The organism is Mordavella massiliensis (assembly GCF_016902415.1).
GTDB lineage: Bacteria > Bacillota > Clostridia > Lachnospirales > Lachnospiraceae > Merdimonas > Merdimonas faecigallinarum.
Genome location: NZ_JACJLV010000051.1, coordinates 1 through 12971 on the forward strand (window position 1 = coordinate 1; position 12971 = coordinate 12971).

The following is a 12971-nucleotide window of genomic DNA, read 5'->3' on the forward strand; positions in this document are numbered from 1 at the left end:
CTATGGCAAGCATATTTCACCTCCTGTTCCAAAGAAAACCCACACATTTTATGTTGTTTCTGATTTGATATTACCACAGAAACAACATAAATTCAATATGCATTTGTTGGATTTGTGTTGACAAAAACGTAACAGGGGACGTAGCCCTTTTGCAAAGGGCTACGTCCCCTGTTACGTTTTTACCATTCTTTTATCTCGAAGGACTGCCGGATGCAGTCCCGCACTGCATCCACGTCTGCGAATGTGCCGTCGCTTAGCATCTGCACCGCCAGATTTCCGATGGCCGTTGCCTCGGTCGGCCCTGCCGACACCCGCCTGCCGGTGTATTTTGCGGTCAGTTCGTTTAAATATCCTGCCTTGGAGCCGCCGCCCACCACGTATACGGTATCGTAGTGTTTGCCGGTGTTTTCTTCCAGGTGAGCCAGCGTATCCGCGTAACATTTCGCCAGGCTGTTATAGATGACCGCCGCCAGTTCGCCGGTGGTCCGGGGCACCTGCTGCCCGGTCCGACTGCAGTAATCCTGCACCGCTTTTGTCATGCTCTTTGGTGCCATAAAGCTTTCGTCATTGCAATCTACAATGGAGGCAATGGATTCTTTTGCCGCCAGCGCGCAGATCTCACCAAAGCTTAAGTCCTCTGTCAGTTCTTTTTTCACCGACTGGATCATCCACAGGCCCATGATGTTGCGCAGATAGCGATACCGGTGATCATAGCCGCCCTCGTTGGTAAAATCCGACTCCATGCTTTCCAAAGAGCAGTCTGGTTCTTTTCTCTCCACGCCCATCAATGACCAGGTGCCGGAGCTGATGTAGACCACATCTTCTCCTTTGGCCGGAACCGCCAGCACAGCGGAGCCGGTATCGTGAGAGGCAGGCAGCACGACTTTGCAGTCAAACCCCACCTCTTCCTGTACTTCTTTTCGCAGATGTCCGGCCACCGTTCCAGGCATAGACACCGGCCGGAATATTTTCTTTGGAAATCCCAGGAGATCCAGAAGTTCCCAGTCCCAGTCGCCGGAGGCGGCGCTTACCAACTGGCTGGTGGACGCGATGGTATATTCCATATGTTTTTCCCCGCTTAACAGAAAATGGAAATAATCCGGCGTCATCAGGATGCTTTCCGCCGCCTCCAGGTACTCCGGATGCGTCTCCTTGATCGCCTCTAACTGGTAAATGGTATTATACAGCTGCCAGTGCACCCCGGTCCTCTGATAAAGCTCTTCCTGGGAAATGATGGTTTCCACTTTTTCTGTCATTCCCTGGGTCCGGCTGTCTCGATAACCAACCGTGTCCCCCAGTACGCGGTCTTCCTGATCCAGAAGCACAAAATCCACGCCCCAGGTATCCACTGAGACAGACTGGGGAATTTTCCCCAGTTCTTTACATTTTTTCAGACCATTTTTAATCTCCCGGAACAGATACTCATGGTCCCAGCAAAGCGCGCCATTTCTCTCCTGCATGCCGTTCTGGAACCGGTAGACCTCCTCAAGCTCCATCCGGCCATTTTTCAGTTCTGCCAGAATATGCCTTCCGCTGGAGGCCCCGATATCTACGGCCAGATAATAGTTACCCATCTGATCCTCTCCTCTTTTCAAATGCTTATTTTCTCATTGCCGGGTGCTTTCCCGGAAGGTTCATATTCCGGCGGATCTCATAAAGTTCCTCCACCTTCTCCGGCGGAATGATCTTCGGTCCGCCCAGCATTTCCGCCTGATACATCAGGCGAGCGTAAAATTCCACTGACTCCATCCGGTAATATGCGTTCAAAAGGGTATCTGAAAATGTCAGCGCGCCGTGATTTTCCAACAGCACGGCATCATAATCCTGCAGATATTCTTGGATCGAATCCGGCACTTCCATGGTGGACGGTGTGGCATATTTTGCCAGCGGCACGCCGCCAAGGAAAATAGCTGCCTCCGGCATGATCGGATCCATCAGAGGTCTCCCTGCAATGGCAAACGTAGTCGCATACATTGGGTGAGCATGCACCACCGCATTCACATCCGGGCGCTGCTCATAGATCCGCATGTGCATCTTCACCTCTGAAGACGGACGGAATCCCTCATTGGCCTCCAGCACCTCTCCCTTTTCATTCACCTTGCAGATAAACTCCGGCGTCATAAATCCTTTGCTGACCCCTGTCGGTGTACATAAAAATTCATGCTCATTCAATTTTACGGAAAAATTCCCGTCATTGGCAGCCACCATGCCACGGTTGTAGACACGCCTGCCGATCTCACACATTTCCTGCTTAATTTCCAGTTCTGTTTTCATGTTCCTTTTCCTTCCTTTCCAACTCGTTTTATCTTGTCATTTCACTATATCCGCGGCCTCACAGCACCCCGCTTCGGCCTTATCTAAACCCATCATAGCATACACAACCACACAAAGCAATCAAATTCATGTTGTTTTATGTTGCATTTTAGAAATATAGCCATATACATCATGAAACCACATAAAAAATTGTTGTTTCCTAAACAAACCACACCATCGGGTACAGGGTAAAATGCAATTTGGGACGTAGTCGTTTGCAATTTGGGGACGGGGTACTTTGCAACTTTACTACGTCCCCATTGCACGTCCCCATTGCAAAAAATTACCGGCGGAGGTGTTTTACGCCTCCGCCGGTGTCTCCGGCTCTACCGGATCCTGGTCAATTCTTTCATATCTTCTTTCAGATGGTTGTATATGCTCTTGTATAATTTGAAGTATTCGTTGTATTTCTTGTGGTTTTCTTCGTCTGGCATGATTTTCTCGTCCAGCACCTGCCATTTTTTCACTTCTTCATAGGTCAGAAGGCCGGTGCCGATGCCTGCCAGCATTACGTCTCCCATGTTGGCCTCTACATCGTAGATCGGGCAGACTACCGGGTAGCCGGTTACATCTGCGAAGATCTGGCGCCATACTTTTGACTTGGTCACGCCGCCGGCGATCAGGATATATTCTCCCAGGTCGTCGCCGGTTGCTTCCATGGCGTCGCGCAGGCAGTAGGCAACTGCCTCCAGAAATGCCCGGTAAATGTGTCCCTTTGTGTGTGTCAGGGAGAGTCCCACGATGGTTCCTTTTGCGTCAGAATCCCACACCGGGCTTCTCTCGCCCATAAAGTACGGCAGCACTACCAGGCCTTCGCTTCCGGCCGGGATCTTTTCTGCCGCCCCGTTCATCACATCATACATGCTGGGGCCGCCGTTTTTCTGCTGCTCTACTTCCCACTGGCACAGGGTATTGCGGAACCATTTGACAATGGCGCCGGCGGTATTGCCGCCTGCAAAATAATAGGAAAGCTTCTTTGCATCATAGAGATACGGCCACACGATCAGGCCATTGCCTCTTACCGGCTGATCGGAGATCAGCGCCGCGCACATGGAGGTTCCGATGGCTGCCGCGTAAATGCCGGATTCAAAGACGCCAAGACCGATGTTGGCTGCTCCGCAGTCGATACCACTTGCGATCACCGGAAATCCTTCCCACAGCCCCAGGTCTTCTGCCGCTTCTTTTGTCATGCCGCCCACAATGTCTGTAGACTCTACGATCCGCTGCGGCATCATGGACACGGGAATTCCCATGGCATCCATCAGTTCTTTTGACCACTCCCGCTTATTCATATCGAAAATACCGCCGATATTTCCCGCGGAAGAGTAGTCGATAGCAATCTCTCCGGTCAGTTTGTAGATCACATAGTCGTTGGGCGGGAGAAACAGTTTTGTTTTCGCCCAGTTCTCCGGCTCATGGTTCTTCATCCAGAGGATCTTGGTGTATCCATAGTAAGGGTCTGCCCCGTTAAATGTAATCTCCTGCAGCTTCTCTTCTCCGATATGCTCCAGAACCCATCTGGTCTCTTCATCCGCTCTTCTGTCCATCCAGATCATACAGGGACGGATCGGCTTCATATTTTCATCCAGCGGGATCCCGCTTCCGCCGTACAGTCCGCTGATGGCGATTCCCTTAATGTCTTCTGCGTCAATGCCCGCTTCCTTTGCCTTTGCCACGGTATTGCGGATGGAATCTTTTGTCGCCTCATACCACACGTCCGGCCACTGCTCCGCCCACAGAGGCGCCGGCGTCAGCACATCATACTCCTGAAGATCCTGGGCGATCAGTTTTCCGTTCGTATCCATCAGGATCGTTTTGGTTCCTGATGTTCCAATGTCCGTACCAAGTAAATAGTTCATAATGCTCCTCCTTTTTTGTTATTTAAACCGCTTTTATAAAACCTATTTAAATAATAACCCCTGCCACCATTCCTGTCAACCGGATATTGCCAAAAATTTATCAATTAGATTTCCGCAAGAAATTCATCGATATAAAAGATGGCTGCCCCGGCTGCAGAGGCTTCTTTTTTATAGTGGCAGGCGATCACGTAATCCGCAGCCCGGTCTCCAAAAGGATTATACTCGTCCACCCTCCGGCACAGATCGCTCAGATACTCTCCGATGTAAGCGCCCACGTATCCACCCAGGATCACTTTCCCGTCAAAAAGGATCCGGATGTTGTGGATCGCGATCGCCAGATGATCCAGATATTCATCCCACAGAGCAAGGGCGGTCTTATCTTTCTTTCTGAGTTTCTCAAAAAACAGCTCCAGATTGCCGTCTGTATACTGATCCAGATTGCCGGCCCGGCAGACCGTATCAAAGCATCCGTATTTTCCACAGTAACACTGACGGCCCCCTTCCGGCACCACGATCATGTGGCCGATCTCGCCGCCTCTCTGGGTATCCCCTTCGTAGATCTCGTGATCGATGATAATGGAACCTCCCACGCTGTTGCTTAAGCTGATATAAAATGCATTGCGGACCTCTTGATTTTTCCAGGCTTCAATGTACCCGGCCGCGTAAGAATCATGGACCAGCCTGCAGGGATACGGGATGTATTTTGCAATCTCTTTCCTGGTCTTCCCTGTAAAATTCAGCGTCCGCCCATAGATCACCGTCTCGCCGTCATCCGATACCAGGCCCGGCACAGAGATCCCCACACCCAGAAGATCCGCATCCTGGATCCCGGCCTCTTCCTTGACTCTCTCCACCAGACTTCCCAGCTTTTTCAGATACGCTTCGTTATCCAGATCAAAATCTACCTGTTCCCTTACCATGGTCTCCACGTCGCCGGACAGATCCACCGCGACCCCGTTCATGTGATGGGCCGTGATGTAAATGCCGATCGCCATTTTCGCCCGCTGCAGATAGGTAAATGCAGTCGCGTTCCGGCCTCCGGTATTGGTGATCTTTTTCGATCCGTCGATCAGAGACCTTTTCTTTAAATAATCCAGGTTCTGCGTGACCGTAGGCAGACTCAGCTGCAAAGCCACCACCAGATCCTGCTTGGTCGACGGCCCGTTGAAACGGATATATTGATAAATCCGCTGCCTGTTCTTAATCTTTATTTCATTGGAACTTAATTTCTCTATATCCATACCTTATATTTCGTTATGAAATCCTGATCATAACTTTCCCCGTTCTCCTGTACTCTGGTTTTGTAAATACATCGGCAATGTCGTCAAGGGGCACCTCATTTGTGATCAGCTCCCCAAGCTCAATGGTCCCCGACTCCAGCACCGCGATGGCCCGTTCAAATGTATACGGATTGATAAAGGAAGAAGTAAGATGCAGTTCTTTTTTGAATACTTCATCCGGCTTCAGCGGAAAACTGTCTTCCGGAGATGCCAGTCCAAAGAACATAACCGTTGCGCACTTTCCGGCAAAATGCACCGCATCCTCCTGGGTGTGCACATTTCCCACACACTCAATCACCACATTTACATTTTCACAGTAATCCGAAAGAACCGCCGCCACATCTTCATGTATGGGATCAATGGTCTTCGTGGCTCCAAGACGCAGGGCCTGGGCGCGCTTTTCCTCTACCGGCTCTGACAAGATCACCTTGGAAGCGCCCGCCTGCTTTGCCAGCTGCAGCATGATCATACCGATAGGGCCTCCGCCGATGACCAGCACCGTGTCTCCCGCCTTGATATGACACAGATCAATGCCGTGGAGGCAGCAGGAAATGGGTTCCGCCATGGCCGCTTCCTTAAAACTTAAGTGATCGGAAAATTTGTACACTTGTTTTTCCCGCATGATCACATATTCCGCAAAGCCGCCGTCCACCGTAGTTCCCACACCCACATTGTTGGTACAGAACTGCTGCATGGCGTTTTTGCAGTAATAGCATTCCCCGCACATATCATTGGGATCTCCGCTGACCCGGTCCCCTACCTTTACGGAAGTAACTTTTGCCCCCACTTCCGCCACAACACCGGAAAACTCATGCCCGGGGATCAGCGGCGGGTGTACTTCAAAGCATCCGCCATCGCCGTTAAAAATATGCATGTCCGTACCGCATACGCCACAGTACTTCACCTGGATCTTTACTTCATTGTCCTTCAGTTCCCGCACCGGAACTTCTTCTACTCTTAAATCATGTACGCCGTGGTACACCGCTGCCTTCATACGCTCGTCCTCCCTTGCTCGTTACAGCACAATCTCAAATTGCTCTTCTTCTTTTAAATCCACCACAGTGCAGTCATTTGCATACGTACATTCCGGCAAAATGATCATGGCATGAAGCACATCTTCCTTCACCGGAAGCGGCGCCAGATGCCAGACTGCCGTATTGATCTTCACTAAGGTTCCCTTGGGTACCACAAATGCCTTCGTCCACTCCGGAACAGGTGTGCCGCCGGACGCAGGTGCCACATGGATGATCATATCATCATTCAGCGGCAGGATCATCTCCGGAGTCGTGGTATGGTATTCCACACTTTTTACGATCCGTCTGTCTTCTCTTCTGACAGAGATAGGCGAGTACCCCACCCTCGTCACGCTGGATTCGCTGATCCGGTCCGGATAGAACTTGTGGATCTCTCCTTCCAGAGCATATCCTTCCGGATTCAGATAATCATAATAAACACCAAACGGGGCATATGCCTCTTTGCTGATTGGTTCCGCTTTGATCGTACGCATAAACTCTCCCTTCCCAAACGGTTCCAGTTTGCACAAAATCCCGGCAAATACACTTGCCGGGATTTTTCATTGTCATTTATTACAAGATTAATTCTGCTGTGATTTCTTCTGGATACAGTCAAATCCAACTGCAAGCGCAAGCACGATACCCATAACAATGTCCTGAACGTAGGAGTTGATGTTCATCAATACCATTCCGTTCTGGAGTGCACCGATAATAAATGTACCGGCAACAACACCTGACATTTTACCAAAACCACCAGTAATAGATACACCACCTAAAACTACACAAGTGATAACATCAAATTCATATCCTGTCGCCGCAGATGCGTTACCGGAATTGGTACGGGACAGAAGCACAATACCTGCAAGTCCGGAAAACAGACCGGAAAGTGCAAATACCAGATATTTTACAACGCCAACACGGATACCGGACAGCTTAGCTGCCTCCATGTTACCTCCAACTGCGTAGAAGTAACGTCCAAAGTATGTTTTATTCAATACAAATGATCCAATCGCAAAACATACTGCCATGATAATAACCGGGATTGGAACAATTCCGATATATCCCTGTCCGATGATAGCAAATCCATCCGGGAATCCACTGATCGGCATACCGCCACATATAATCAAGGCCAAACCATTAAAGGCCGTTTGCGTGGCGAAGGTTGCGATAATAGCAGGAATTCCTACCGTAGAAACCATGAGACCATTCAGCACGCCGATGGCTGTTGCTGCAATTAAGGAAATGATAACTGCAAGCACCATATTCATTCCCATTTTTACCATCATGTACGCACAAATGATATTTACAAATGACATGATCGTACCAATAGAAAGGTCGATGTCTCCAAGCAGGATTACAAATGTCATACCAATAGAAGCAATACCAAATACCGCAACCTGACGAAGCAGGGTCATTACGTTAGAAGGATTGATAAATCTTGGATTTGCAATGGTAAATGCAACGACCAGCACGATCAGAACAAGCCAGATTGCTTTATCCTTTAAATGATATACAACTTTATTATTATTCATATTAAGCCTCCTCAACCTTGGACTTGGCCGCTGATGCATATGCCATGATAGTTTCCTGACTGAACTCTTCTTTACTGATCTCGCCAGTCATATCGCCCTCTGCCAGGACGAGAATCCGATCCGACATACCCATTAATTCTTCCATTTCGGAAGAAATCATCAGAATTGCCTTTCCCTCTTTTTCCACTAAATCGTTCATTAACTTATAAATCTCGTGTTTCGCGCCTACGTCGATACCACGTGTAGGCTCATCAAATATGATCAGCTCGGAATCGGCTGCCAGCCATCTCCCAAGGATAACCTTCTGCTGATTACCACCACTTAAATTCTTTACCAGCTGATTCAAAGACGGAGTCTTGATAGCCATGTTCTCTCTGTACTTTTCAGCGATCGCCTTCTCCTTCTTGGAATTGATCACACTTAAGGTGGAATTTCTCTGGTAAATCGGCATATTGATATTATTCTTGATCGAGATACCCAGCATAGCGCCGTGACGCTTCCGGTCCTCCGGCACCAGCGCGATTCCCAAATCTATTGCCTCCCGAGGGCTCTTCGGGTTGACTTCTTTTCCTTTAAAAATAATCTGTCCCGACTGCTTTTTGGCTGCGCCAAAGATGATCTCGGCAAGCTCGGTACGTCCGGCTCCTACCAGTCCGCCCAGTCCGACAATCTCACCTCTTCGTACCTGAAGGTTGATATTCCGGTCGCCATTACCGGTCACATTCTTCAGTTCCAGGACCACGTCATCCTTTTTGATGCAGTCTCCTCTCGGCGGATATGTCTCGGTCAGTTCACGGCCTACCATCAACTGGATCAGTTCCTGTACTTCACTGTCCTTGGTGATCAGCGTCTTAATATATTCACCGTCACGCAGAACCAAGATCCGGTCAGACAGCCGGTAGATCTCTTCCAGACGGTGGGAGATGTAGATAATGGATACACCCTGCTCTCTTAAGAGTTCCACCACCTCAAACATACTCTCAACTTCCTTGCTGGTCAGAGGAGCGGAAGGCTCATCCATGATCAGGATCTTGGCGTCCTGCTGGATTGCCTTTGCAATCTCTACCATCTGCTGATAGCCGACAGTCAGGTTCTTCATTAATTCCTTCGGATTGATTTTGATATGTAATCTGTCAAACGCCTTAGCCGCCTCTTTTTCCATGGCAGCTTTGTCAACAATGATTCCTTTTCTGATCGGATGTCCCAGGAACAGGTTCTCAGCCGCCGACAACTCCTTGACATTATTGAACTCCTGGTAGATAATGGCGATTCCATTCTCCGATGCAAGCTGCGGAGTCATGCTCGTAAATTCTTTTCCATTTACTTTGATCTTGCCGGAGGTCGGAATAACCGCCCCGGAGCAGCACTTGATCAAAGTAGATTTTCCAGCTCCGTTTTCGCCGATCAGAGCCAGGATCTCACCTTTTTTCAACTGCAGCGTAACGTCCTTCAGCGCAACAACACCCGGGTATTCTTTTCTTATATGCTCTAATTCCAATACATATTCTTCGCTCATATTCTTCCCCCGTGATAGTTTCACCGAGGGGCAGCTTAAGCTTAAGCTGCCCCCCGTTTTGTATTCATTAACTAGCTACTTTTTAGACAACTATTACATACCTGCCTGGATCTCTTCGATGTTGTCCATGTTGATCTCCATAGTCGGTCTGTATACGTTCTTCTCGTCTCCGGATACGTCATCGAATTCGCCGTTCAGGATCTTCTCGAACATCTCGAAGCAAGCCTGTGCGGTATCGGTGTTGGATCCTTCGAATCCTACGATAGCTCTAACGGCCTCATCGCCTGCCTGCAGAGCGTCTAACTGCTCGCTTGTAACGTCAGTTGTGATAACACCAACATCTTCCGGAATATTTCCAGCTCCGCCATAGTGTGCAAGGAGTGCTGTGTTGGATCCGATCATCGCGCCGGCGCCTACACCAACCCATACCTTACAATCCGGATGAGCCTGCAGAACGGTCTCAGCCTGAGACTGAACTTCGTTGTTTACAACACCTTCGATAGTAGCTACGATCTCGTAGTTATCTTCGCAGTTCTCTTCCAGACCAGCTTCGATACCCTGCTGTCTCTCTAACAGAACCTGTGTATCCGGTTTACCGATAACACATACTTCAGCTTTGTTGTCAGCTGTGTAATGCTCGTTGATGAAAGCTGCCGCAGTTTTTCCGATCTCTTTACCAAGTTCTGTATTGTCAAGAACCCAGTTTGCTGTGGTATTTTCCATCTCGTTATCCCAGCACATTACCTTAATGCCAGCATCCATAGCCTGTTTACAAGACTCTTCAACTGCATCTGCATCATGAGGATGAACCATGATCATGTCGCATCCGCTGGTGATAAAGTTCTCAATCTGGCTGATCTGTGTGGACGCATTCTCTTCGCATCCTACGATAGTAGCATCATATCCGTTCTCGTCCAGGATCTCCTGAAGCTTACTCATAACGCCTGCCCAGTAAGCATTCTCGATGTTCTGGATGGTGATGCCGATCTTCTTGCCGCCGCCTTCGCTGCCGCCGTCTTCGCTGGAGCTGTCATCTGATACCGGAGATTCTGTTGAACATCCGATCAGCATGGTTGCTACCATAGCGATGCTAAGGATAGCACTTAACACTTTCTTTTTCATATTTCGTCCTCCTTTTTAATGAAAATGTATTTTTTTATAGCCTTTGCTATTAGCTATCTGAAGAATGATTTAGAAGCAGGTAAATGCTCCGTCTACTACGATGTCGGAACCTGTGGTGAACGGGCAGCTGTCTCCGGCCAGGTATACCAGGATGGACTGCAGTTCTTCCGGTTTACCAACTCTTCCCATCGGCGCCATGTCATTCCACTGTTTCATCAGCGGTTTCAGGCCTTCGTTGTTCAGGATCAGTTCAGTTCCGATATATCCTGGGCTGATGCAGTTTACACGTACATTTTTCTTTGCCCACTCTACTGCCAGGGATTTGGTCAGCATGATCACGCCTGCCTTGGATGCATTGTATGCACACTGCGGCTGCGGAACATTTACGATATGTCCGGACATGGAAGCGGTGTTGATAATGGAACCATAGCCCTGTTTGAGCATCACGCGTCCTGCTGCCGTTGCGCAGAGGAATACACCGTTCAGGTTGATGTTGATAACTTTCAGCCACTGCTCATATGTCATCTTTTCCGCATCTTCGTTGATACAGATTCCCGCGTTGTTGTAGCAGGCATCCAGTTTGCCGTAGGTTTCCACTACTTTTGCGACCATAGCCTCAACCTGTTCCTGATTGGTAACGTCACACTGGATCGCAATCGTATTGGATCCGGTAGCCTCTTTGATCTCCTCAGCCACCTTCTGTGCACCTTCCAGATTGATGTCTACGATAGCCACATCAGCGCCTGCCTCTGCAAATGCCATGGCAGCGCATTTTCCGATCCCGCTGGCAGCGCCTGTTACGTAGATTGCTTTTCCGTCCAGTCTCATTTTTTCAATAATTCCCATTTTGTCCTCCTTCCGGTTGCTAGCCGTTCTACATAAAATACTCCCTTTTGTAAAGGTGTTTTATAAATCTGCTTACATTATAGAACCAGGAGTCTTATTTCTGCAAGACGGAATATCCGCCAAATAATCATTTTCAGATTTGTGCAGTCTGCATAATGTTATTTTTTTATCAACCCGCTTTATGTTACAGATTGCACAGTCCTGATTTTATCTTTCTTGCTTTCTGACATTTTGTATTTTAAATAGAAGCAATGTAATCTTTGATCTGGTAAAGCGCCGCTCCCAGCGCCGATGCTTCCTTCTGATACCGGCAGGGCCTTGCATAAGAGCCGTCGTGATCGAAAATATCCTTCGGCACAAGCCGCTCCTTCAGTTTCTCCATATAAGGCTCCATAAAGCTTCCGACATAGCCGCCCAGGATCACATCACAGTCAAATGCCATTCTAAGATTATCTACTACCAGGGCCAGGTCATCCAGATACCGCTGCCAGATTTCCTGATACCTTACATTGCCTGCCTCCAGCTTTTCAAAAAACCGTTCCAGCTTGCCGTTTTCCAGGTCTGCCAGGTTCGATGCGGAACAATACGCATCAACGCATCCCTGCTTTCCGCAGTAACAGGTCTTGCCGCCGGGATGAAGGGTCATATGTCCAAACTCGGCGCTTCTCCAGTTATCGCCTTCATAAGTATCTATCACAGCCCGTTCCCGGATATCCTCCTGCATATCTTCCGGTTCCGGCAGTTTCACGCAGATGGCTCCTCCCACGCTATTGCTTAACAGAAGATAGACCATGCTACCCCGTTCCTTCTGCCAGAGCGCCTCCGCAAGCGCGGCGGCATTGGCGTCATTGATGATCTCACAGGGATAGGGCATCCTGGATGTCCATTCTTCACATTCCACTTCGTATAATCCGAGAACATGAGAATTGGCGATCATATCTCTGGATCTGTCCACGATCACAGGCATGGACAGGCCCATTCCCAATATTTTTTCCTCCGGGATCTGATTTTCCTTTACAAAATCTTTTACAAGCCCGGCAACTTCTTCTATATAGGCTGTCCCCTGACGGAACGGCTTCTGGACCCGCCGGTGCTTCAAAGCCTCCTCGCCAAGATCTGTATACACCAGGCTGACATGGTTCAGGGTAATATCTACGCCGATGGCATATACGCCATCCTTGACGGACGCGATCGCTTTGGCTTTCCGGCCTCCGGTGGACTCATACTCGCCCACTTCCCGGATCACGCCGTCTTCTTTGAGTTCTTTGACAATAGACATGACTGTCGGGCCGCTGACCTCCAGTGCAGCGGAAATCTCCGACATACAGGTCTCCTTTGTATTATTGATGAACCGGAACACCCGGTTCCTGTTTCTCTTTCTGACTTCCGAATTATTGGTACTTATTCTCATATTTCTTCCCACCTTCTTTTTTAAGGTGTTTATTTAAGTACTTTCTAAACATGGGTTTATTATAGCACCTTGCTAAAGG

11 protein-coding genes are annotated in these 12971 nt (G+C 48.9%); all 11 read right to left on the bottom strand.

Annotated elements, in window-relative coordinates; translation table 11 throughout:
- Window positions 1-179 precede the first annotated feature (179 nt).
- Window positions 180-1574 carry a rhamnulokinase gene (gene rhaB / locus H6A13_RS11330; RefSeq protein ID WP_204909676.1) on the bottom strand — a complete coding sequence of 465 codons (1395 nt, stop codon included), beginning with the start codon at window positions 1572-1574 and terminating at the stop codon, window positions 180-182.
- A 25-nt stretch (window positions 1575-1599) separates the two neighbouring features.
- Window positions 1600-2274 (bottom strand): class II aldolase/adducin family protein, encoded by a 675-nt coding sequence (locus H6A13_RS11335; RefSeq protein WP_204909677.1) that lies wholly within the window; start codon window positions 2272-2274, stop codon window positions 1600-1602.
- A gap of 365 nt (window positions 2275-2639) precedes the next feature.
- Entirely contained in the window at window positions 2640-4172 is a 1533-nt protein-coding gene (locus H6A13_RS11340; protein ID WP_204909678.1) for an FGGY-family carbohydrate kinase, read from the bottom strand.
- A gap of 104 nt (window positions 4173-4276) precedes the next feature.
- Window positions 4277-5413 (bottom strand): ROK family protein, encoded by a 1137-nt coding sequence (locus H6A13_RS11345; RefSeq protein ID WP_204909679.1) that lies wholly within the window; start codon window positions 5411-5413, stop codon window positions 4277-4279.
- Between the two features lie 13 nt (window positions 5414-5426).
- Entirely contained in the window at window positions 5427-6446 is a 1020-nt protein-coding gene (locus H6A13_RS11350; RefSeq protein ID WP_204909680.1) for a zinc-dependent alcohol dehydrogenase family protein, read from the bottom strand.
- Between the two features lie 21 nt (window positions 6447-6467).
- Window positions 6468-6959 carry an ureidoglycolate lyase gene (locus H6A13_RS11355; RefSeq protein ID WP_204909681.1) on the bottom strand — a complete coding sequence of 164 codons (492 nt, stop codon included), beginning with the start codon at window positions 6957-6959 and terminating at the stop codon, window positions 6468-6470.
- An 87-nt stretch (window positions 6960-7046) separates the two neighbouring features.
- On the bottom strand, window positions 7047-7997 hold the full coding sequence (locus tag H6A13_RS11360; RefSeq protein ID WP_204909682.1) for an ABC transporter permease: 951 nt from the start codon (window positions 7995-7997) through the stop codon (window positions 7047-7049).
- Between the two features lies 1 nt (window position 7998).
- Complete coding sequence (locus H6A13_RS11365) at window positions 7999-9513, bottom strand: sugar ABC transporter ATP-binding protein (protein WP_204909683.1); 1515 nt, start codon at window positions 9511-9513, stop codon at window positions 7999-8001.
- A gap of 93 nt (window positions 9514-9606) precedes the next feature.
- A complete protein-coding gene (locus H6A13_RS11370; protein ID WP_204909684.1) occupies window positions 9607-10635 on the bottom strand; it encodes a sugar ABC transporter substrate-binding protein in 1029 nt (342 codons plus the stop codon).
- Window positions 10636-10704: 69 nt separating this feature from the next.
- A complete protein-coding gene (locus tag H6A13_RS11375; RefSeq protein WP_204909685.1) occupies window positions 10705-11481 on the bottom strand; it encodes an SDR family oxidoreductase in 777 nt (258 codons plus the stop codon).
- 238 nt (window positions 11482-11719) lie between these two features.
- On the bottom strand, window positions 11720-12892 hold the full coding sequence (locus H6A13_RS11380; RefSeq protein WP_204909686.1) for an ROK family transcriptional regulator: 1173 nt from the start codon (window positions 12890-12892) through the stop codon (window positions 11720-11722).
- Window positions 12893-12971: the final 79 nt, after the last annotated feature.